This window comes from Gordonia aquimaris, assembly GCF_026262595.1.
Taxonomy (GTDB): Bacteria; Actinomycetota; Actinomycetes; order Mycobacteriales; family Mycobacteriaceae; genus Gordonia; species Gordonia tangerina.
Window position 1 is genome coordinate 1 of the sequence record NZ_JAPKFM010000042.1, and the last position, 22,234, is coordinate 22,234.

Here is a 22,234-nt window from a genome sequence, read left to right on the forward strand (position 1 = left end):
ACGTCGCCCCCGGTGATGAAGCCGGCGAGCCAGTCAGGCCCCAGGTCTGGCGCGACCAGTAGGACCGAATCAACTCGTAGGAACTGATGCCCACGATCTCGTGGTTCACCCCGTCGGACTCCGGTAGCGACCCACCTCAGTCGATCCAGATGCGAAAGGGCCGGGCTAGGGCCAGCCACTCACCGATGCGGTGCTGGCAGTTCTTCTAAACGGCGGACCTTAGGGATCTGGCGGCGGAGTCCAGTGAGGTGGCAAGGCTCGACTCAGTGTCAGTTAGAACCGCCGCGGCCTCGATGACGTGGTCGAGCCGGGTAGCAGCGGTCGAGCCCTTGTGTACGGCCGCCTGAGCGACTGATGTCCATGCTGCAGCCGCTCGGTGAGCATCTCTGGCAAGGTCGCTGGTTGCAGCATCGCCGGTCAGTCGGGCGATCTCGTCGCAGCCACACGCGAGTAGTCGTCGGAACAGGCCACCACCCGTACCTGCCTTCTCGATGAATGCACCAAGACTGAATAGGTGGACTTCGAGCACGTCGGAGGGCAGCTCATGCCAGAGCACCACGTCAGAGGATAGTGCTAGGGCTGCGTCTATTCCGTGTGTCCCCGAGTGTTCGACAGGGCCGGCGATCGTGGATCCTGCGGGCGCGCGCATGCATGCCGCAGATTGCGCGAACGCCTCCGCAGCCACGACGGCGATTGACGGTAGCGCCTCGGGCCAGTCAATGCGGAAGAGCGTATGTCGGGTCGGCTCGGGGAAGGTCATCGAGCGTCGGGCTCGCGCCAGCGCGTCGAAGGGAACCTGTTGAATTTCGACGCGATCGTTGTCTGCGACGTAAGCGATTTCTGCGTCGCTGTCGTAGCCCACTATGACGATATCGTGGCGACTCATGCGCAACTGAACGCGCAGGTAGGGCAATTCAGCAATTTCGGCCCACACGAGCGCGGGCCGGCCGCGGTCGAGTTCGTCGCGGACGAGATCCCACCCTAGCTGGGGATCGTCGGTGGACCGGACCTCCACCGTAGCGCCGAGACGGCGGGGGAGGTCCATCTCGAAGTCAGGACCACGTCCTACCAGATACAACGGCGGCACGAGGGCGTCGGTGCGAACATACGTGAGCGAGAGTGCTCCGCCCAGAGCGAACACCAGACCCTCGTTCGGTGGCCCGTCGAAGCCTAGTCCCGACCACTCCATCAAGTCGCGCATCGCGCTGGAGCCGCAATGGCCGCCCATTCGGTGTGGATAGGTGTCGAGCAATGACTCGGACATTGTCATGGTCTCCCTAGTGGTGGTGGACACTGTGCGACGGGATCTGGCCGACAGGTGGTGGCACGGGTGTTCGAGCGGGCAGTAACCTGCGGCGGTAGCCCGCCGGAGCGCACACTATGCGCGGAATGCGTCGGACGGAGCTGGCCGTCCCGAGAAGATCCGAGGGCCGTAGGCATGCCGCAGGCCCGCCAGGATTTCCTCGAGGGGCAAGTCGTTGTAGACGCCGCGTTCGTGCACGTACTCCATGTGCGCGGAGCCGTCCGCCGCGTGCGCGTGAAACAACGCGTCGCGATCGCCGGTGAAGTCGATAGGTGGGACCCCGAATCGAGTGCACAATTCAATGTTGAACGCGGGTGTAGCTTTCAACCAGCGCCCCTCGATGTAGACGTGGCTGTATCCGTGATATACGAAGACGTCGGTTCCCATGAGTTCGCGCAGCGCGTCGGTCTGCAGATGATTGCGTACATCAGCGAAGCCGAGCCGGGCCGGTATGTTTGCCGCGCGGAACGCGGCTGTCAGTACGACCGCTTTGGGTACGCAGTACCCACGTCCGGACTCGATGACATGGCTGGCCCGGTAATGATCGGGCTTGTCAGAGACGGTGTAGGGGTCGTAACGGATCTGGTCTCGGACTGCGGCGAAGAGGCGCCGCGCCTTCTCGCGATCGGTGTCCGCGTCGCCGACCGCGTCTTGGGTGAAGGCCTGCACGGTCGCGTGATGGATGTCGAGGAAGGTCGATGCTGTGAGCGCCGCCGCCGGCCTTTCCGCTGCCGCGGGTGATGTGGTCATGGTGTGGCTCCGATCAGTTCGGACCTGTCGAGCGACGAACGCTGTGCGATCGTACGCTTCGCGTTCATGAAATCCTTGGGTCTGTTGACGCAGTCCGCGGCGATCAGCTCGCCGTCGTTGAAGTAGTAACAGGTGAAGTCACGGTCGTGGTCAGGGTCACCGCTGACCAGTACCTCGTCGTACCCGGTGTTGAGCCCGGCGATCTGCAGCTTCAGATCGTATTGATCGGACCAGAACCAAGGCAGCGCGGTGAGACCGGCTTCGTTGCCGCAGATGGTCGCTGCCGCGACCTTGGCCTGCTCGGTGGCGGCCGCCACACATTCGAGGCGGACGCGCCTGTCGTACCGTGCGATCCGTTGGTTGACGCAGTCGCCGGCGGCGACGATGTCGGGGTCGCTGGTGCGTGCATGGTCGTCGACGATGACTCCGTCGTCAACCTCGAGGCCCGCGGCGACCGCGAGATCCGTGTTGGGAATGATGCCGACACCGACGATGACGAGGTCCGCGGCCAGGGTCTCACCGTCGGCGAGCACCACCTCTTCGACTCGCCCCTCCCCGCGAAAACCCTCGACCAACGCGCTGGTGCGAACATCGACACCCTCGGTCCGGTGGGTACGGTCGAAAAACCTCGAGACCACCGGCGCGGTCACCCGCTCGAGCACGCGTTCCGCAGCCTCGAGAACAGTGACGTCCACACCCTGAGCTCGAAGTGAGGCGGCCGTCTCCAGGCCGATATAGCCGCCGCCGACGATGACGGCCCGGCAACCTGGCACCACCGCGGCACGGATGGCCTCGACGTCGGTGGCGGTGCGCAAGTAGTGGACGCCCGTCAACTCGGCGCCCGGAACGGTCAGCGCGCGGGCGCGCGCGCCGGTGCACAGTGCCAGCGTGGCGTAAGACACCACGTCTCCACTGTTGAGGGTGACAGTGTGCGCGGAACGGTTGATCGCCGTCGCCGTTCCGTCCACGAGCTCGATCCGCTGCTTGTCGTAGAACTGACGTCCGCGGATCGCGCAGTCATCAAGCTGTGATGCACCTGCCAGGTATGCCTTGGACAGCGGTGGACGCTGGTAGGGGAGCCTGCCCTCGTCGCCGATCAGCAAGACATCCCCGGCCCATTTCTCCTTTCGGAGAGCGCCCGCGAGTTGGACGCCGGCGTGGCTCGCGCCGAGGATGACGACCTGATCAGCCGTCACATTTCCCCCTTGGGGGTCAGGCGAACCATCATCTTGCTGATCCCACGGACAAAGTTCGATTGCACGTACTCCGGCTCACCCACCACCTCGATGTTGTCGAAGCGAGGGAGGAGCTCCTCCCACAGGATGCGTAGCTGGAGCTCGGCGAGCCGGTTGCCCATGCAGCGGTGTACACCGAAACCGAACGCGATGTGGTTGCGGGCGTTGGCCCGGTCGATGATGAGCTCGTCTGGACGCTCGAAGACGCGCTCGTCTCGGTTGCCCGAGGCGTACCACATCACCACCTTGTCACCCTTGCGGATGAACTGGCCGCCGAGCATGACGTCCTTCTTGGCGACCCTGCGCATGTAAGCAAGAGGGGTCTGCCAGCGGATGATCTCCGACACCGCGTTGGGGATGAGGTCGGGGTTGGCCTTGAGCTTCTCGAACTGCTCGGGGTATTCGTTGAGGGCCAGCACTCCGCCGCTCATGGAGTTGCGGGTCGTGTCATTGCCGCCGACGATCAGCAGCACGAGGTTACCGAGGAACTCCATGGGGCGATCGTCGAGGAGGTTCTTGGTGTCCTCGTTGCTTTGCAGCATGGTGATGAGGTCGAAGCCAGGCTCTTCGCCGGCCACGGTACGTGCCGCCTTGTCCCGCCACAGCGAACTCAGGCCTTGCGCCATCGCGACCATCTCACGGAAGACCCTGTCGTTGTCCGAGGGGCCGCCGTTGGCCTGCTCCATCGAGGTCGCGAGGTCGGACCATTCGACCAGCTTGTGCCGCTTGTCGTAAGGGAAGTCAAGTAGCGTCGCGAGCATGCGTGCAGTGAGTTCGATCGACACAGTCTGGACCCAGTCAAACGGCTCGTTGAGTGGGAGTCCGTCGAGGACTTCGCGGACGCGCGCGCGGATGAGCCCCTCCATCTCACGAAGGTTCTTCGGAGCCACCACGCCCTGCACTGCGGCGCGCTGCTTGTCGTGCCGGGGCGGATCCATCGCGATGAACATCGCGATGTCCATGAAACGCGGGGGCCTGCCGATGATGATGAACGGTTCGGCGGAGAACGCCTCGTGATTCTTGTCGACCGCGATGATGTCGGCGTGTCGCGTGACCGACCAGAACGGACCGAAGGGGCTCTCCGAACGGAAGTGCACCGGCGCCTCGTTGCGGACACGCTCGAAGTACGAGCGCCACATACCCTGGCGATACAGGAACGGGTTACTCAGGTCGATTTCGGCGAGATCGACCTCGTCCACCGGCGGGATCGGGGTCTCGGTGAAGATCTTCTGGCCGTCGGTCCTTGTGACGATTCGGCGGGTCTTGTCATAGACATGCGCCCCCCGGATCTGAAGGTCGATCGGGATCATTGATTGCGCCTTCTCGGCGACGGTGGCTGCGATGCTCATGATTGCATTCCTTCGTCGTTGCGGGTCAGAGTTGGAATTCCGGGAGGCGAACAGTCAGGCCGTCCCACTCCTCAGTCGCGATCATCTGGCAGGACAGCCGCGAGGTTCCTTCCCGTTCCGGATGCATGCTCAGCATCTCTTCCTCGCCCTCGCCGCTGCGCCCGACGGTCTTGATCCACGCCGGGTCGACAATGACGTGACACGTACCGCAGGCCGCTTCGCCACCACAATCACCGTCGATGCCGGGGACGGCTTCGTCGACGGCGGTCTGCATGAGCGACTTCCCCTCCACGAGATCGGCTTCGTAGTCGTCTCCATCGTGGGTGATGTATGTGATCGTGGCCATGGCCACCTCCTTGCACGTATGAGGTTCCCCTTGAGTGTGAATGTGCGGATCCCGACCGATCCATGTGTGAACGTCGCAATCTGTTGTTAATCTGGCTCACGTGACCCTCGGTGAATCCGGTGTGCCCCCGTTGGCGTTTGCACAGCTTCTCGACAGCGGTGCGCTGGGCACGGAGGCGACGAGCGCATTCGGTCGGATAATGGCCCAGGAGGGCACCGACCTCAGAACGTTGATCACGCAAGAAGCGCAGGTGCCGATGCAATGGTTTCATGACGTGTATCCGACGATGGGGCCGCACGACGGGTTTCGGCTGGGCCTCGCATTCGCTGAGCACGCTCAGCTGACCTCCTTCGGTCCACTGAGCCTGCCGCTGGTCAGTGCCGGGTCGGTCGTTGACATCGTCGAGTTGCTTCGTTTTCTGCCGTTGATCTCGACGGCGCTAAGTGCGGACTTTCATCATGGCGCCAGTGGTCTTACCATCGGTCTCGCAGGGCGCACCGACAGCGCGGGTACCGACTGCTTTGCCGTCACTTATGGGGGCCTGACCGTTCTGCGTCTGGTGAAAATACTCACAGGAGATGTGTCCTCAGCAGAGTTACACCTGACCTGCCCGGCGCCGACCGAGCCGCTGAACGTGGGAGAGATAGGGCATCGAGTCGTCTTCGATGCGCCAGCGTCATTTGTTCGCATACCAGCCGAGGCGCTTCATGAGGTGTGCCGCTTTTCCGATCCCGTCGCCTACCGGATCGGTACCGCCGAACTGCGACGGCTCTGCGATCAGCGGCGTCACAACTCGTACACGCAGCGCGTCCGAGCCCAGTTTGATGCAGACCCTGCTCGAGTCAACGCTAGTCGGATCGCAGCAGAGCTGTCGGTATCGGTAAGCACACTCAAACGGCACCTACACGCCGAGGGCACCACCCTGCGCCGCCTACGACAGCAATTCATGCAGGAGCACGCCATCCTCCGACTTCTCGATCCCGGCGTCGGAATCGGCCAGATTGCTACCGAACTGGGGTACTGCGACGTCGCAAGCTTTTCTCATGCGTTTGCTCGGTGGGTCGGCTGCTCCCCGTCGCAGTTTCGACTTCGACGTGCACGCCCGCCAGCCGCATGAATGCTCGACCAGCCCAATCGGGGCGTCAGCTGATTACACCACAACGAATTTCGCGACTGGTTCATAACGTTTCGATACGGTAACCCGGGCCCGCCCCGTCCGAAGCGCACGGTCGTTACAAGTCAGCCAGCATCGCCTACGTGGCAATTCTCAGCCACACCTCAACGTCTGCCGCCTCGCCGAGGACACCAGCCGGTTCGTTCTAGCCACCGTTATGGCCGCCATGGTGGGGTTCTCGAACAGTCTCGGCGAGGAAGTCGGTCGTTATGGCATCGGAGTCTCACTCGTCTGCCCTTCGGAGGTCAACACCGACTACTTCGAACGGAACGATGCAGACATGGGGTGGTACCCCCGGATGTCGCAGTGGTTTCCGGTTCTGGAGCCCGAAGACGTCGCTCGACGAACTGTCCGGGCGATACGCACCAACCGGCGTGAGGCCATCTTTCCCTGGGAATGGCGCTGGCCACCTGGCTGCACAAGCGATTCCCGAAGATGGGGATCAGTGTTCTCAAAGCGCTCGGCTTGGCTTGTTCCGTCCACGCGTCATCCCGCCGGGGGAGCTGGCGGGCTTGCGAACAAGGCGAGAATGACAGCGTGGATCTGCACGACGGATTCGGCACGCGAACCCCGGAGCTGGAGCAGGTGGCTCACGGTGAGTCGTACGAAGATCTCGGTGATCGACTCCAGCGCGAATTCGTCGAGATCGGGCTTCCGAGAACGGATCTGATCGGCTACCACCTGCGTCGCCCGCCCGAGGACGACCTCTGAGTCGACGGTGACCAGCGACAGGAGTTCGCCGCCCTGGAGTCTGCCCGAGATGATCGACATCAGAAGCTCGTTGTCCTCACCAAGGGTCAGTGTGCGCTCCGCGGCGGCTGTGAGTCCGTCAACGATGTCCTGTTCGTCCGCGATGCCCTCGACGACCCCGTGGAGGAAGCGGTCTGCCTCGCGTGCGATCAGCGATGCCGCAAGCTGATCCCTGGTCCCGACCTCGTTGTAGAGGGTCGTACGGCTGATTCCGACCTCGCGCGCCACCCGGGACATGTTCACCGCGGACCATCCCCGTTCCACCACGAGATCGCGAGCGGAGTCGAGTATGCGATCGCGCAGCAGGTCGCGTACTTCGTCGTGGAAGCTCGGGGGCGTAGCCATGTGTCCATCATGCCCGAATTGGCATGCAGGCCTAAGGCGCCCGCCTGAGTGTTTGACACATTAGGCAATTATGTGTAAAAACAATACAGTTCATCTCACAGTGTCAACACACTGTGTCCGACCGCACCGCCCCGCTTGGCCAGGACGGACAGAAGCGGCGACCGGCACACGGTCATCACAGGGACGTGTTCCTGTAGAGGCTCAATCAGCCACGTAATACCCACGCCCACAGACGATTGCGAGCATCCAATGAACGCTGAGGCGAGCGAGAAAGACACCGACTACGACGTCCTGGTGATCGGCTCCGGGTTCGGCGGCAGCGTCACCGCCCTTCGCCTGGCAGAGAAGGGCTACCGGGTCGGCGTTCTCGAAGCCGGCCGCAGATTCGACGATGCGGACTTCGCCAAGACCAGCTGGGACGTTCGACGATTCCTGTGGGCGCCGAAGCTGGGTGCGTACGGGATTCAGCGCATCCACCTACTTCGCGACTGTGTCATCTTGGCCGGGGCGGGAGTCGGGGGGGGCTCTCTCAACTACGCCAACACCCTCTACCAGCCGGGATCAGCATTCTTCGGCGATCCGCAGTGGGCGCACATCACAGACTGGGAAGACGAGCTGACGCCCTACTACGACCAGGCGCGTCGCATGCTGGGCGTGGTCACCAACCCGCACATGACGCCTGCCGACGAGATCATCCGGTCGGTGGCCGACGACATGAGTGTCGGCGACACGTTTGTCCAGACTCCGGTCGGGGTGTACTTCGGCGAGCCCGGTCGTACCGTGTCGGATCCCTACTTCGGTGGGGTCGGACCGGATCGCACCGGCTGCATCGAGTGCGGCGAGTGCATGACAGGTTGCCGTCACGGTGCCAAGAACACGCTGCTCAAGAACTACCTCGGGCTCGCCGAACGCGCTGGAGTGGTGGTGAATCCGCTGACCACCGTCACCGACGTGCGTCAGCGACCCGATGGCTCCTGGACAGTCGACACAGTCAAGACCGGTGCCTGGATTCGTAAGCGCGAGAAGGCGTTCACCGCTCACAATGTCGTCTTCGCGGCGGGTACCTGGGGTACCCAGCAGTTGCTGCACAAGCTCAAGGACTCCGGCCGCCTTCCTGAGCTCTCGACGCGACTGGGCGAGTTGACCAGGACCAACTCCGAGTCGATCCTCGGGGCCACCCGTTACCGCGTCGACGAATCCCTCGACCTCACCAAGGGCGTGGCGATCACGTCGTCGTTCTACCCCACGCCGGACACCCACGTCGAACCCGTCCGATACGGCAAGGGCTCCAACGCGATGGGGTTGTTGCAGGCGCCGATGACCGACGGCGACGGACGGTTGCCGCGATGGCTGCGATTCATCGGCGTCGCGCTCCGGGATCCACTCGCCACAGCACGTGTCCTGGCGGTGAAGGGCTGGAGCGAGCGGACCGTGATCGCACTGGTGATGCAAAACCTCGACAACTCGATCACCACTTTCACAAAGCGCGGTCTGTTCGGTCGCCGGCTCACCAGCAAGCAGGGGCACGGCGAGCCCAATCCCACCTGGATCCCCGCGGGCAACGAAGCCACGCGGCGCATCGCCGAGAAGATCGGCGGCACCTCCGCCGGAACGTGGGGCGAGGTGTTCAACGTGCCGATGACCGCACACTTCCTCGGCGGATGCGTGATCGGGGACGATGAGGACAACGGTGTGATCGACCCATATCACCGCGTGTACGGCTATCCGTCGCTGAGTGTGGTCGACGGTTCGGCCGTGTCCGCGAATCTGGGCGTCAACCCGTCGCTGACCATAGCTGCTCAGGCCGAGCGGGCCGCCGCGTTGTGGCCGAACAAGGGGGAGAAGGACCTTCGCCCGATCCAGGGTTCGGGTTATCGGCGCATCGAGCCCACCGAACCCCGGTCGCCGATCGTGCCGGTCTCGGCGCCTGGAGCGCTGCGACTGCCCATCATTCCTGTCCGTCGAGTGGCAGACGAGAAGATCTCGCGGGCCGCAACGCGTGAGAGCTCCGACGCCCGATGAGCGCACTCGCCCCCGAAACAGCGCTCCCGGAACGACGCCAATCGTCAACGCTCGCACCGGTTCTCAAGAAGGCGCGCCACGGTACCGAAATGGTCGGCGACTTCTTCCTCACCTTCTGGGGCATCGTCAAGATGCTCCCACGGCGTCCCTTCCAGTGGCGTGAGCTGGTGGCGCAGGCGTGGTTCATCGCGAGCGTATCGATTGTCCCGACCATGCTGATGTCGATCCCGTTCTGCGTCATGGTGGTGTTCCAGATCAACGTTCTGCTGAACGAGATCGGTGCGATCGACCTGTCCGGTGCGGGCGCGGGTGTGGCCGTCATCCGAGAGATCGGACCCATCGTCACGGTTCTCGTCGTCGCGGGCGCAGGTGCCACCGCGATCTGCGCCGATCTCGGTTCGCGCACCATCCGCGAAGAGATCGACGCCATGAAGGTGCTCGGTATCGACCCGATCCAGCGACTCGCAGTTCCGCGCGTGATCGCCTCCTGCGGCGTCGCGGTGTTCCTGAACGGCCTGGTGACCGCCATCGGCCTGGCCGGGGGATACGTGTACGGCGTCTTCCTCCAAGGTGCCACGCCGGGTCAATACATCACCGCGATCCCGATCCTCACCGGAATTCCCGACCTACTCATCAGCGAGCTCAAGGCCGGCATCTTCGGTCTGCTGGCCGCACTGGTGGCCTGCCATCTCGGCTTCAACGCGGGAGGCGGACCGAAGGGTGTCGGCGACGCCGTGAACCAGACCGTTGTCTTCAGCTTTGTGCTGCTGTTCCTCGCGAACGCGGTCATCACCACGCTCGCACTGCACTGAAGGCCTCGACATGACTGCGCGAACACAAGAGCAGGGACCACGTTGACATCGACTCAGATGCCCACCGAACCGTCGCGGCGACTGACCGACCGGTTGGACGCCGGGAAGGCGCTGAAGCCCGCCGAATCCTTCGGAGAGAAACTGGCGTTCTACGGGGTGGCGCTGCGGGCGGTACCCAAGGCGATGACCCACTATCGTCGCGAGACCTTGCGCCTGCTAGCTGAGGTGTCGCTCGGCGCAGGTGCACTCGCCATCATCGGCGGGACCGTCGTGATCATCGGATTCCTCACGGCTGCAGCCGGATACGAGGTCGGTCAACAGGGATCGAGTTCACTGGGGCGCGTCGGTGTGGAAGCGATGTCGGGCTTCATTTCCGCCTTCTTCAACACCCGCGAAGCGATCCCGGTCATTGCTGGCGTCGCACTCACGGCGACGGTGGGCTCCGGTTTCACTGCGCAACTCGGTGCCATGCGCGTGAGCGAGGAGATCGACGCGCTCGAGGTGATGTCGGTTCAGTCGCTGCCCTATCTGGTGTCGACGCGGATCGCGGCGGGACTCGCCGCTGTGGTGCCGCTGTACGCGATCGCCCTCTTCACCGGGTACGCCGCCACCAAGTTCGTGAGCGTGTTCCTGTCGGACCAGTCGCCGGGCACCTACGACCACTACTTCCGGCTGTTCTTGCAGCCCGGTGACATCGCGATCTCACTGTTGAAGGTGATCGTCATGGCGGTCGCCGTGATGGCGGTGCACTGCTACTACGGCTACAACGCCAGCGGTGGACCGGCCGGGGTCGGCGTCGCTGTCGGCCACGCCGTCCGCACGTCACTGATCATCATCATGATGGTCGACTTCATCGTCGGTATCGCCTTGTACGGCGGCGTCCACGCGACTGTGCGGGTGTCGGGATGATCGAACACTCACGCAGACAACACCTGCTGTACGCGTTCGTCGCCTTCGCCGTGGTGGTGGGCGTCGTCGTGGCTGCGCTGATGTCGTACAACGGCAGGTTCCAGGCCACCGGGTCCATCTACCTGAACGCCCCGCGCACGGGGCTGCTGCTGGTGCCTGGATCGGACGTCAAGCTGTACGGCGTAGTGATCGGTCGTGTCGCATCTGTCGACGTGTACGGCGATCACGCTCGCATCGAGCTGGCGGTGGAGGAAGACCAGCTCGGCGATCTGCCGACGAACGTCCGGGCGGAGATGGAGCCGACCACGCTCTTCGGCCGCAAGTACGTCGCGCTGACGATGCCGGAGCAGCCGGCGGCATCGACGTTGAGCGCCGGTGCCACCATCGACACCTCGCAAACGCCGGTCGAGGTCTACGACACTTTCGAGTTGCTTGTCGGAATTCTCGACCGTGTGGACCCGGCGCGGGTGAATGCAACCCTGACCGCTGTGCAGACCGGCACCGTCGATCGGGGCGAGAAGCTCGGCGAGCTGGTCGACTCGGTGAACACCTACCTCGCGACCTTCAACAAGTCACTGCCAACTCTGCAACGGGATCTCGAGCTCGGTGCGGACAATCTCGACACATTCGCCGGACTGTCACCGGACCTGATGGCCACCGTCCGTCACCTCACCACCACCTCGAAGACGATTGTGGAGAACCAGTCGCAGCTGACTGCGTTCCTGTTGAGCTTCACCGAGTTCGGGAACACCGGCAACCGGTTCATGACTAACGCGGGCACGCCACTGGTGAAGGCCGCCGACGCCCTGGCGCCGCCGGCGCAGGTGCTCGGAGACTACGGACCGATCTACCCGTGCTTCCTGGACGGACTGAACACGAGCCGCAAATATCTCGAGCGGGCGTTCGGCGGAGCGAGACCGGGCCTCGACATCGTCGGCACCCTGCTCATCGGCGACCCGCCATACCGACCGGGCATCGACGCGCCCGAACACACGGCAGGAACGGCGGGACCGAGCTGCTACGGCTACCCGCGCGCACCCGGCGAAAAGGGGCCGGGGCACGTCGACTTCGACGACGGCAGTCACGCGTACCGCGATGTGAAGTCGATCGAAGACGTCATCGGAAACCCGTTCGCCTCGATGATCTACGGAATGACGAAATGACAATCACCGGACCGGCCATCAAGCTGGGGATCTTTCTCGCTGTCAGCTCGCTGATCACCTCGGCTCTGTTCGTGATCGTCGGCGACCTGCGTTTCGGTCCGACAACGGTTTTCCGCGCTCAGTTCATGTCCGCATCCGGCCTGCGGACCGGCGACGACGTCAAGGTGGCCGGTGTGGTGGTCGGGAAGGTCACCGATGTGGACATCGTGGACTCCGGTGCGGCTGCGCAGACGGGTCTGGGAGCAGAGGTCCGTATGGACGTCGACTCCCACATCCCGGTGACGACCACCACCAACGCCTACATCAGGTACAAGAACCTGATCGGTGATCGGTACCTCGAGCTGAAGACCGACCCCGGAGACGTGGGTAGGAGGCGGTCAGCCGACAGCGTGATCCCGGTATCGCAGACCAAGCCGGCTCTCGACATGGATGCACTCGTCAACGGGTTCAAACCCCTACTGACCGGGGTGAATCCAGAGCAGACCAACAAGCTGTCCGCTGCGCTGGTCTCGGTACTCAACGGCCGCACAGCCGATATCAGCGATCTGATCACCCAAATGGGTGAACTCGGCGAAACCATCGCCGATCGCGACGCGACGATCGGATCGGTGGTCACCGATCTGAACACCGTGCTCGTAACGGTAGCGGATCGCCGGGAGGCCTTCGGCAGCGTCGTCGTCCAGTTGCAGGAGCTGGTCTCCGAGCTTGCCGGTGATCGCCGGCTGATCGCCGACGGCCTCACGAACATCGCGGGCGCGACCACCGAGCTCGACGAGCTGCTGTCCCGAGCCCGCCCCGATCTCACCTCCGACATCGAGCATCTGCGCGGTCTGGCCCAGAACCTGAACAGCAACACTTCAACGATCAACATGCTGCTCGCGAAGATGCCGGAGGCCTATCGGCTTCTGGGCAGGTCGTCGGGCTACGGCAGTTTTGTGAACTTCTTCGTGTGCGGCCTCGCGATCCGCTATCCGACGCTCGACGGCGGACATGCGGACACACCGATGGTCCAAGTCCCAGCTCGGCGCTGTAAGTGAGGGAGACAACCAGATGAGGTCAAAACATCATGAGATCTGACGACTCCCGCCGTCGAATCCGGGCCGGTCTCATCGGAATCGGGGCGATACTCGCGGTTCTCGCGCTCGCGTTCAACTACCGCTCGATTCCGTTCCTGCCCGGCGTGACCGTCGTGGTCGCCGAGTTCTCCGACGCCAGTGGCCTGAATCCCGACGACGAAGTGCACATCGCCGGCGTGGCCGCGGGGAGTGTGCAGTCGATCGAGCTCGCCGAGGACCACGTCGACGTGACGATGCGGCTCACCGACGGCTGGGAGAAGCTCGGTTCCGAGACCACGGCCTCGATCAAGGTCGAGACCGCGCTCGGGCGTCGCTTCGTCCAACTCACGACCGCCGGCCCCGGCGAGCTCGGCGACCGAATCCCGGTGTCGCGGACAAGTTCCGGCTTCGACCTCACCGAGTCACTCGACCAGCTCACCGAGACCGTCGGAGACACCGACAAGAAGAGCGTCGTCGACGCGGTCGAGAGCCTCGACAAGGTCATGAACGATCTCCCGTCCGACATCGGCGGCTCCCTGGAGAACGTCGCCGCTGCGGCACGGACGGTGTCGTCGCGCGATGCCGGAATCCGGACGCTTCTGCAGAAGGCCGATTCGGTTTCCGACGTGCTGGCCGAGCGAAAGGGCAACATCACCAGGCTCATCGACGACGGGTCGGTGCTGTTCGAGACCCTCGTCGATCGGGCCGAGGTGATCCGCAGGCTGCTCACCAGCCTGCGCGCAGTATCCACCGAGATAGAGACGTTCGTCCATGACACCGGATCGTCCACCCCACAGATGCTCGAGGAGGTCCGTCAGGTGACGGCCACGCTCAACGCCAACTACGCCAACCTCGAAAAGTCGATCAAGGGGATGCGCACATTCGTCATGCAATTCGCCGACGTCCTGGGCAGCGGACCGTTCTTCTCAGTACTGCTCCAGAACATCACGCCGGCCAATCTCCGCGGCCAGCAGCCGGGCAGTCCGGGAGGCGGGCGATGAGCACGTCATCAGCCGTCAACCGACTCGGCGGGCCCGCGGTCATCGCCCTCGTCATCGTCGCCATGGTGGCCGTGACCGCGGCGAAGGTATGGGAGAGCACGCACACCTCACGGGCCACAATCTGGTTCACGGACGGCACCGGGCTGTTCGTCGGCGATCCGGTCAAGATGCGCGGCGTCACCATCGGCACTGTCGAAGCAGTGGAGGCCACACCGGCGAAGGTTCGCGTCGAGGTCTCGTACGACGACTCGGCGTACGTGGACTCCGAGGCACGGGCGGCGATCGTGGCGCCGACCCTCGTCTCCGGTCGGTATGTTCAGTTCGTCAACCCGGTCAAGCGATCGCCGGCTGGTGCGCTGAAAGACGATGCCGTGGTGGAGGTCGGCCGGACCGCGGTCCCGGTCGGGTACGACGAGATCAAGAAGCAGGTGACCGACCTCGCGCACCAACTCGGACCTTCCACCGGCGATGAGAAGGGGGCGCTCAGCCGACTCATCGACACCTCGGCCGGTGCGCTCGACACCAGCGGCGGCTCACTCCGGAAGTCGGTCGATGCGCTCTCCGACGCGATGAGGACGCTCTCCGCGGCCGGCCCCGACCTGTTCAGCACAGTCCGCAATCTCCAGCAGGTCGTCACCGCGCTGCGCACCGCCGACCAGCAGATCGTCGGTTTCGCCTCGCAACTCGACGACGCGTCGGCCGTGCTCGACGACAATCGGACGCAACTCGATGCCGCGATCCGTGCCCTCAACTCGATGGCCCCACGCCTGCGCGACTACTTGAAGCAGAACCAGGGTGCGCTAAGCCGTGACGTCAAGGACCTCACCAGGGTGTCCCGACTGCTCGTCGACAGGCAGGACGATCTGGCTCAGATCCTGCACACGGCGCCGACCGCGCTGTCGAACCTCTACAACATCTACGACCCGGACTCGAACTCACTGACGGCCGGTCTCGCGGTGGCCGACTTCCCGGATCCGGTGTCGCTCATCTGTGCACTGCTGACAACCGTGGACGCTCCCAAGTCGGAATGCCAGAAGGCCGAGACCACCCTGACCCGGGTCATCACGTCCGAGATGGCACGCTCGACCGGTCGCCCCGAGGAGGGAGGACGCTGATGGGACACAAGCGCTTTCACGTCGGCGCGGGACTGATCGCGGCGGCCGTCGCGATGTCGACGGTGGCGGGCTGTCGGTTCGACGGCGCCAACTCGTTGTCACTGCCAGGCGACGCCGTCTCCGGTGACAGCTACAGCATCACCGTCCAGTTAGCCGACGTGCAGAACCTGGTGTCGAACTCCCTGGTCAAGCTCGACAACGCGAATGTCGGGCAGATCCGGTCCATCACAGTGCGCGAGTCGTTCGCCGAAGTGGACGTGGAGCTCTCCGAGGGAGTGGAGATCCCGAACGGTTCGACCGTGAAGCTGGCACAGACCTCGGTGCTGGGCGCGCAGTACCTGGAGTTCATTCCTCCCGCGGAGCAGACGCCGGGCAAGCTGTTGCCCGGCGACACACTCGATGTCAACAGCTCCGCAGCCTATCCGTCGACCGAGTCGGTGCTGGCGGCCTTGTCGCTGATCCTCAACGGCAGTGGCCTCGAACAGCTCCGGTCGATCATGACCGAGCTCAACGACGCCACCGATGGCCGCACAGCCGCTGCCAACCGAGCGATATCTCAACTCAAGACCTTCGTCTCCGGACTACACAAGCAACGTGATGACATCGGCCGCGCCATCGATTCGCTCGGCAAGCTCAGCGCCACGCTGGCCGATCAGAGTTCGACCGTGGCGGAGGGCATCGACAACCTGGAACCCGCCCTGACCGTGCTGGCGGACCAACGCGAGGAGCTGGTCACGATGCTCGATCGCGTAGGAGTGTTCGGCGCAAAGGTGGGCAGCGTGATCGCACGCAGCAACGCCGATCTGAACTCCATTGCCGCGGAACTCCGTCCCGCACTGAAGGGGCTCGAGGAGTCCGGCGACGACCTGGTCGGCTCGCTCATCGTCGGGCTCACCGTTCCGTTCCCGGTGACCGTCATCGACAAGGGAATGAAGGGTGACTACCAGAACCTCTTCCTGACCCTCGACCTGTCGGTGGGCGCCATACGCGACAAGGTGCTCGGCAGTATTCCCAAGGTGGCCCTGGCCAGGATGGCGACCTCGCGGCAAGCCGCGGACCCACTCCGCGCTCCATTCGGACTGCGCACCCCCACAACGGATCACAGCCCATCGAAAAAGACCTCACCGCAGCCCGCCGGGATGGGGGGCCCCCGATGAAACTCACCAGACTGGTGCGATGGCAGCTCGTCGTATTCGCTGTCCTCACCGTGGTCAGCGTAGTCTACGGGACTGTCACCTACGTCGGCATCGGTCGGGTCACCGGCATCGGATCGTATCGCGTGGTCGCCGAGTTCGACACCGCCGGCGGCATTTACGAGACCGGACTGGTGACCTATCGAGGTGTAACCGTGGGACGGGTGGATTCGGTAGACGTCGATCTGGCCGACTTGTCGGCGCCGGTTCGCATCACCCTGCGCATCGATTCGGACAACACGATCCCGCGAAACAGTGCGGCGCACATCAGGAGTCAGTCTGCGGTCGGGGAACAATACGTGGATCTGATTCCCCGCGACAACGGCGGGCCCGCGCTGACGGACGGAGACGTGTTGTCGGCCAAGGGCAATGAGGCGCCCACGCCCACAAAAGACGTCCTGGAGAGGACCATGAACCTCGTTGCGACGATCTCGCCCCAGAATCTGGAGACGACCGTCGACGAGGTGTCCGACGGGCTAGGACAGACCGGTGATCGCCTGGCTCGGTTGATCGACGCATCACAGCGGCTGCTCGAGTTGGCGCAGATCGATATCGGCCCCACCACCCGGCTGATCGACGACGCCGAACCGCTGTTGACCACTGGCAACCGGGTGGCCGCCGACCTGACCTCTGCGGTGGCGAACCTCGCGTCGTTCACCGATCAGCTCGCGCTGAGCGATGAACACTTGCGGACTCTGCTGACCCAGACCCCGTCGGCAGCCGACCAGGTGTCGGCCACCCTGACCGAGCTGACGCCTACGCTGCCGACGCTGCTCGCCGACCTCCAGTCCGTGGGACAGGTGCTGCGCGTCAACGTCCCCAACCTCCGGCACATCCTGACCGTCTATCCGGCGTTCACGTCGGGAACCCTGAACTCGGTCGACGGCTACGCGCTCGGCCAGAGTCCGCAGGCTCCACTCGACATCAAGCTCGGAAACACGCTGAACCCGCCCCCGTGCACCGAGGGATATGGCGGCAGCCGACGTCGTGACGCATCGGACATGCGGACTGTGCCGGTGGTTCCGGACCAGTACTGCGACGCGCGCCCCGACAACCCGAAGGTGGCGCGTGGCGCCCGGAACGTCCCGTGCGCGACCGACCCCCGCGTGAGGACTCCCTTAGTGGCCGATTGCCCCGGGGGACTTCCGTCCACGTGGCCGGAGATGTTGTCGCGTCCGCACTCTATGGGCGACGCCGGCGGTGACCCAGGGGCGAAGAGGGTGCCGAAGCGCTTACGTACAGCGTCGAAGCCGGTGCCGTATTCGGAGACCACCGGAAGGTTCCGAGGGCCCGACGGGGTGACGTACTTCGTGGGAACACCCACCAACTCAGCTTCGGCGAAAGGAAAGGCGACATGGCAGTCGTTACTGATCAAGTAGAGGCCACCGGTCCGGAAGTCGACGACGACGCGGTCGGCCCGGAGAGCGCCGGCGAAGGGGCGGGCACTGCTCCACTCCGGTCCGTGGTCACCGTGTGGGCGCTGGTGGCGGCCCTCGTGGCGGTGCTCGCGCTGCTCGGCGTGAAGGGCACCGATCTCTATCAGGCCAAGCAGGACGAGAAGCGGAACTCTGAGGTACTCGACGTCACCCGCGAGGTGGTCGCCGGACTCGTCAGCCTCGACTACCGCCGGTCGAAGGCCGACCTGGATCGGATCAAGTCCGTCGCCACCGGATCCTTTCAGCAGCAGTTTGAACAGCTGGCTACGTCGTTCGAGCAGGTCCTTTCCTCCGGCGAGGTCCTCTCGACTGGATCGGTCAAGGAGGCGGGGATCATCACCGCCGACGACGACGCCGCGCGGGTCCTGGCCGCGGTCAGCTCGATCGTCAAGAACACCGAGGCACCCGACGGGCAGCAACGCGTCTATCGGATGAAGGTGGATCTGACGGCCGCCGACCATGCGTGGAAGGTCAGCAACGTGGAGTTCGTGTCATGAACGCGGGGAGCGCGGACCAAGAGGCGTCGACCGACGCGAAGGCGGCAGAACCGAGGAGGAAGCCATGAACAAGGTTGTGGAGCAAGATATCTCATCCGAGTTCGCCGAGGCGGAGGTGGATCGCGACGTCGACACCGACGCGGCGCCTACCGACGGCGCCGAGAAGCAGGACAAGGTGCGCGGCGGTCATGTCAAACGACTCGGCCCCGTCGTTGTGAGCTGGCCCGCCAGACTTTCGACAAAGGCGCGTAACGGGTTGGTCAGGGTGCTGGCGGCACTCGTGATCGCCGGCGCCGGTGGACTCGGCTACGTGTGGTTCGCGACGAGCGCGGCGACGACGGAGGCATCGGCGGGGCAGTCCGCGCTTGCATCGGCACGTACCGACATCCCCAAACTGCTCAGTTATGACTACCGAACAGTCGACACCGCGCTGCCCGAAGCTGCCGAGACCATGCTGACCGGCAGGTTCCTCGACGAATACACCCAACTGGGCGAATCAGTTATTCAACCTGCTGCCAAGAAGGAGCAGATCGTCACGAACGCCGAGGTGGTCGACGCCGCACTCGTCGCGTCGGACGCCGATCACGCAACCGTCCTGCTCTTCGTCAACCAGACGACGTCCAAGAAGGACGCTGAGGGGCCGCGACTCGACGGCAGCCGCATTCGCGTCCAGATGGCCAAGGACGGCGATCGCTGGAAGATCTCCGAATTCACACCGGTGTAGCCGCGGAAACCCTGAGCCATCCACACCACACCATGGAGAACAACTCATGACTCTCACCACCGATTTCACCACAGTCGCGGAGCTCGACAGTGCGCTGCTACGACTCAGCGCAGGCGAGCGCCGGTGGGCAGACCTCCCGCTGACCCGGCGCGCCGACCTTCTGCAACAGGTGGCGCACCAGGCGGCCGAGCAGGCATCGGATTGGGTTGAGGCCGCGTGCCGAGCGAAGCGGATCTCGCCCTCATCGCCGCTCGCAGGCGAAGAATGGCTGTCGGGGCCGTACCCGGTCATCACGAACGCTGCCACGCTGGCCCGTTCTCTGCGCGACCTGAGCAGCGGCGACAGTCCCATCGCCCACGTACCGACTTCCGTCGCTCCCGGCGGTCGTGTTGCGCTCGACGTCTTTCCCCATCAGATCTGGGATCGGCTACTGCTGTCGGGCGTCTCGGCCAAGGTCTGGCTGAAGCCGGGGGTGAGTGTCACCCAGGCGCGGTCGGCGGCGGGATTGGCGCAACTCGACCCCGCGACGACGCACGGCATGTCAGTCGTCCTCGGCGCCGGCAACATCACCTCGATCGCCGTGCTGGACACCCTGTACGAGCTGATCGCGCACAATCGCGTCGTGATCCTCAAACTGAACCCCGTCTTGGGCGAGATGTTCGACGCGATCAACGCCGTCCTGCGACCCCTGTCCGAGCGCGGCTTCGTGGAGGTCGTCAGGGGCGGTGTCGAGGTCGGCTCGTATCTCGTCGATCACCCGAATGTGGCGCATGTCCACATCACCGGAAGCTCGGCAAGTCACGACGCCATCGTCTTCGGCACCGGCCCGGAAGGCGAGGCCCGTCGCCGGGCCGGCGTACCGAAGCTCGGCAAGACCATCACCAGTGAACTCGGCGGCGTATCACCCACCGTCGTCGTCCCCACCGGGTGGTCGGCCAAGGACATCCGTTTCCAGGCGGAGCACCTGGCCACCCAGCGTCTGCACAACGGCGGCTACAACTGCATCGCCGCCCAGGTTGCCGTGATCCCGTCCGAGTGGTCCAAGAAAGGGGAGTTCCTCCGGGAACTCCGCGACCAGATCGACAAGGCTCCCGCGCGGCCAGCCTATTACCCCGGAAGCGACCAACGGGTCGCCGCGGCAGCCGACCGGCACGCCACGGCCAACGCACGCGAGAACGGCCGGCTGCTGATCGAGGGGCTCTCACCGGACCAGGTGGCCGAGGCCTTCACCGTGGAGTACTTCTCGCCCGTGCTGGCCGTCGTGGAGATCCCCGGAGACGGGATTGCCTACCTCCGGGCAGCGAGCCGCTTCGTCAATGAGCGGCTCGAGGGCACTCTCGGCGCCAACGTCTTGGTGCACCCGAGATACCGCCGCAAGCTCGGTCGAGAGTTCGAGTGGTTCGTGGAATCGCTCCGCTACGGCACGATTGCGATCAACGCGTGGACGGGGGTCGGTTATCTCACCGCAGCAGCACCATGGGGCGGCTTTCCCGGTGCGACCCTCGTCGATGTCGAGAGCGGAATCGGATTGGTACACAACGCATCACTGGTGGACGACACAGAGCGCACGGTCGTGACCGGCCCGTTCCGCCCGCTGAGCCGATCTCTGATCACCGGCCAGCTGTCGATCACGCCGAAGCCGGCGTGGTTCGTCAGGAACACGCATGCGCACCATGTAGGCCGAAAGATGGTTGCATTCGCGGCAGATCCGAAGGCCACCCGGCTGCCGTCGCTCTTTGCGTCCGCCTTACGCGGCTGACGCACCGCGCGCAGCGAGGTGCCCCGTCACGAAGCGTACGGGGTGTGGTGCGTCCACCTCAGGCCGGCTCGAGCGCCCGCTTGGCCTTCTCCAACGCGGCGAGCGTGCGCAACACGGAGTCGCGCTTCGCGGTCAGGTCGGACACCTTGGCCTTGCCACTCAAGCCGCCATCCTTCTGCGCGACCTGCAGACGTTCCTCGATCTCGGTGAGCTGCGCCAGGAGGCTCTGCGCCCGGCTCATGAGCTCGGCGCGGTCGGGTCGTGAGACGTTCGCCGGCCCGGCGACGCCGGACCTGACATTCTGCGGCTTGGTGGCCACCGCCTTCCCGCCTGCCTTCGTGGGCAGTCGTCGTCGCGGTTCGACGCTTCGCCGCCGGGAAGCAGCACGCGGGGGAGTCTGCGTGCGCGTCTGGTTGAGCACCGTCCGCGCCTCTCGCCGCGGAACTCCGCGATTTCGTCGGTGGACGAGCACCACACGCAAACACTCGAAGTGGTTTCGGTCACGAACGCATCGGCAGCAGCGGGATTGACGGGGAAAAGAGTACGAAACAAAGTTTTTCACCCGGAAATCGGGTTTCCGGTACACCGTATCCCGCCGCTGACTTGACCCGCCGGACCGTCCCCGACGCGCTGTTCATCGTCGTCGAGCAACTCGGACCCACCCTCGTCGTTGCGGACACGAGCTCGAGCCGGCGGCGGGGCAGTGGCGTTTACCGGCCACCCCCGGCGGGAACCTCATCTGCGTGCGATTACCTTCGGTACAGATGACGACGTGTCGGGCTGGAACAACCGGCCCTGCTCGACGGTGACGACCGTGTACCTGGCCGAGGCATTGCTGGTTGTGGCGGAGGGTCAGCAACCTCCGGGTCTGATGCCGGCCCGGCAGCAGATGGCGGTGTCCCTGGGCTGGCACATCGTCCTTGCGTGTTTCGGGGTGGCGTTCCCGACGATGATCTTCGTGATGCGCCGTCGCGGCATCGTGCGCGACGGCCCTGTCGCAATGGGACTGGCCCGACGGTGGGCCAAGGTGTCGGCAGTGCTGTTCGCGATCGGCGCGGTCTCGGGCACGATCCTCAGCTTCGAGATGGGTCTGCTGTGGCCCGGTTTGATGGGCCGGTTCGGTGACGTGCTGGGATTGCCATTCGCGTTCGAAGGGCTGTCGTTCTTCGTCGAGGCGATCTTCCTCGGGATCTACCTCTACGGCTGGGACCGCATGCCGCCTCGACGCCATCTGCTGATGCTGATTCCGATGGGCATCGCCGGGGTCGTCGGGACGTTCTGCGTGGTCTCGGTCAA

The 22,234-nt window shown here is 64.5% G+C and carries 21 protein-coding genes; 14 read left to right on the top strand and 7 right to left on the bottom strand.

Going from position 1 to position 22,234, the window contains the following annotated elements; genetic code table 11:
* Nucleotides 1-205: 205 nt before the first annotated feature.
* The 5 genes from OSB52_RS23790 to OSB52_RS23810 form a co-directional block, all read right to left on the bottom strand.
* Nucleotides 206-1,264 carry a BtrH N-terminal domain-containing protein gene (locus OSB52_RS23790; protein ID WP_370530226.1) on the bottom strand — a complete coding sequence of 353 codons (1,059 nt, stop codon included), beginning with the start codon at nucleotides 1,262-1,264 and terminating at the stop codon, nucleotides 206-208.
* 114 nt (nucleotides 1,265-1,378) lie between these two features.
* A complete protein-coding gene (locus OSB52_RS23795) occupies nucleotides 1,379-2,053 on the bottom strand; it encodes a transglutaminase-like domain-containing protein (RefSeq protein WP_266063774.1) in 675 nt (224 codons plus the stop codon).
* A complete protein-coding gene (locus tag OSB52_RS23800) occupies nucleotides 2,050-3,249 on the bottom strand; it encodes an NAD(P)/FAD-dependent oxidoreductase (RefSeq protein WP_005195132.1) in 1,200 nt (399 codons plus the stop codon). The genes OSB52_RS23795 and OSB52_RS23800 overlap by 4 nt, the downstream gene beginning before the upstream one ends.
* Nucleotides 3,246-4,637, bottom strand: coding sequence for a cytochrome P450 (locus OSB52_RS23805; RefSeq protein WP_005195133.1), 1,392 nt, complete (start codon nucleotides 4,635-4,637; stop codon nucleotides 3,246-3,248). Before OSB52_RS23805 ends, OSB52_RS23800 begins: the two co-directional genes overlap by 4 nt.
* A gap of 25 nt (nucleotides 4,638-4,662) precedes the next feature.
* The gene (locus OSB52_RS23810; RefSeq protein WP_005195134.1) at nucleotides 4,663-4,983 is read right to left on the bottom strand and encodes a 2Fe-2S iron-sulfur cluster-binding protein; all 321 of its coding nucleotides are present in this window, start codon (nucleotides 4,981-4,983) and stop codon (nucleotides 4,663-4,665) included.
* 100 nt (nucleotides 4,984-5,083) lie between these two features.
* Here OSB52_RS23810 and OSB52_RS23815 point away from each other — a divergent pair, with 100 nt between their 5' ends.
* Nucleotides 5,084-6,100 carry a helix-turn-helix domain-containing protein gene (locus OSB52_RS23815; RefSeq protein WP_005195135.1) on the top strand — a complete coding sequence of 339 codons (1,017 nt, stop codon included), beginning with the start codon at nucleotides 5,084-5,086 and terminating at the stop codon, nucleotides 6,098-6,100.
* A 543-nt stretch (nucleotides 6,101-6,643) separates the two neighbouring features.
* On the opposite strand, the gene OSB52_RS23820 is transcribed toward OSB52_RS23815, so the two are convergent.
* Nucleotides 6,644-7,252: a TetR/AcrR family transcriptional regulator gene (locus tag OSB52_RS23820; RefSeq protein ID WP_005201328.1), complete on the bottom strand. Its 609-nt coding sequence runs from the start codon at nucleotides 7,250-7,252 to the stop codon at nucleotides 6,644-6,646.
* Between the two features lie 249 nt (nucleotides 7,253-7,501).
* Between OSB52_RS23820 and OSB52_RS23825 the strand changes: the two genes are divergently transcribed.
* The 12 genes from OSB52_RS23825 (at nucleotide 7,502) to OSB52_RS23880 (ending at nucleotide 20,938) form a co-directional block, all read left to right on the top strand.
* Nucleotides 7,502-9,274 carry a GMC oxidoreductase gene (locus tag OSB52_RS23825; RefSeq protein WP_005201331.1) on the top strand — a complete coding sequence of 591 codons (1,773 nt, stop codon included), beginning with the start codon at nucleotides 7,502-7,504 and terminating at the stop codon, nucleotides 9,272-9,274.
* A complete protein-coding gene (locus OSB52_RS23830) occupies nucleotides 9,271-10,086 on the top strand; it encodes an MlaE family ABC transporter permease (RefSeq protein WP_005201333.1) in 816 nt (271 codons plus the stop codon). Before OSB52_RS23825 ends, OSB52_RS23830 begins: the two co-directional genes overlap by 4 nt.
* 57 nt (nucleotides 10,087-10,143) lie before the next feature.
* Entirely contained in the window at nucleotides 10,144-10,995 is an 852-nt protein-coding gene (locus OSB52_RS23835) for an MlaE family ABC transporter permease (RefSeq protein ID WP_006369842.1), read from the top strand.
* Nucleotides 10,992-12,158: an MCE family protein gene (locus OSB52_RS23840; protein ID WP_005201337.1), complete on the top strand. Its 1,167-nt coding sequence runs from the start codon at nucleotides 10,992-10,994 to the stop codon at nucleotides 12,156-12,158. Before OSB52_RS23835 ends, OSB52_RS23840 begins: the two co-directional genes overlap by 4 nt.
* On the top strand, nucleotides 12,155-13,195 hold the full coding sequence (locus OSB52_RS23845; protein ID WP_005201339.1) for an MCE family protein: 1,041 nt from the start codon (nucleotides 12,155-12,157) through the stop codon (nucleotides 13,193-13,195). The genes OSB52_RS23840 and OSB52_RS23845 overlap by 4 nt, the downstream gene beginning before the upstream one ends.
* Before the next feature lie 29 nt (nucleotides 13,196-13,224).
* Nucleotides 13,225-14,214, top strand: coding sequence for an MCE family protein (locus tag OSB52_RS23850; RefSeq protein ID WP_005201341.1), 990 nt, complete (start codon nucleotides 13,225-13,227; stop codon nucleotides 14,212-14,214).
* Nucleotides 14,211-15,329 carry an MCE family protein gene (locus tag OSB52_RS23855; RefSeq protein WP_020169772.1) on the top strand — a complete coding sequence of 373 codons (1,119 nt, stop codon included), beginning with the start codon at nucleotides 14,211-14,213 and terminating at the stop codon, nucleotides 15,327-15,329. Before OSB52_RS23850 ends, OSB52_RS23855 begins: the two co-directional genes overlap by 4 nt.
* On the top strand, nucleotides 15,329-16,486 hold the full coding sequence (locus OSB52_RS23860) for an MCE family protein (RefSeq protein WP_006369841.1): 1,158 nt from the start codon (nucleotides 15,329-15,331) through the stop codon (nucleotides 16,484-16,486). Before OSB52_RS23855 ends, OSB52_RS23860 begins: the two co-directional genes overlap by 1 nt.
* Nucleotides 16,483-17,901 (top strand): MCE family protein, encoded by a 1,419-nt coding sequence (locus tag OSB52_RS23865; protein WP_005201346.1) that lies wholly within the window; start codon nucleotides 16,483-16,485, stop codon nucleotides 17,899-17,901. The genes OSB52_RS23860 and OSB52_RS23865 overlap by 4 nt, the downstream gene beginning before the upstream one ends.
* The gene (locus tag OSB52_RS23870; protein WP_026919819.1) at nucleotides 17,877-18,455 is read left to right on the top strand and encodes an Rv1363c family protein; all 579 of its coding nucleotides are present in this window, start codon (nucleotides 17,877-17,879) and stop codon (nucleotides 18,453-18,455) included. The genes OSB52_RS23865 and OSB52_RS23870 overlap by 25 nt, the downstream gene beginning before the upstream one ends.
* 64 nt (nucleotides 18,456-18,519) lie before the next feature.
* A complete protein-coding gene (locus OSB52_RS23875; protein ID WP_005201351.1) occupies nucleotides 18,520-19,179 on the top strand; it encodes an Rv1363c family protein in 660 nt (219 codons plus the stop codon).
* A gap of 46 nt (nucleotides 19,180-19,225) precedes the next feature.
* Nucleotides 19,226-20,938 carry an aldehyde dehydrogenase family protein gene (locus OSB52_RS23880; protein ID WP_020169775.1) on the top strand — a complete coding sequence of 571 codons (1,713 nt, stop codon included), beginning with the start codon at nucleotides 19,226-19,228 and terminating at the stop codon, nucleotides 20,936-20,938.
* A 58-nt stretch (nucleotides 20,939-20,996) separates the two neighbouring features.
* Here OSB52_RS23880 and OSB52_RS23885 read toward each other — a convergent pair whose 3' ends face one another.
* Nucleotides 20,997-21,359 carry a hypothetical protein gene (locus OSB52_RS23885; RefSeq protein WP_262365841.1) on the bottom strand — a complete coding sequence of 121 codons (363 nt, stop codon included), beginning with the start codon at nucleotides 21,357-21,359 and terminating at the stop codon, nucleotides 20,997-20,999.
* Between the two features lie 351 nt (nucleotides 21,360-21,710).
* Here OSB52_RS23885 and OSB52_RS23890 point away from each other — a divergent pair.
* On the top strand, nucleotides 21,711-22,234 hold a 524-nt coding region (locus tag OSB52_RS23890; RefSeq protein ID WP_266063796.1), incomplete at its 3' end, for a cytochrome ubiquinol oxidase subunit I.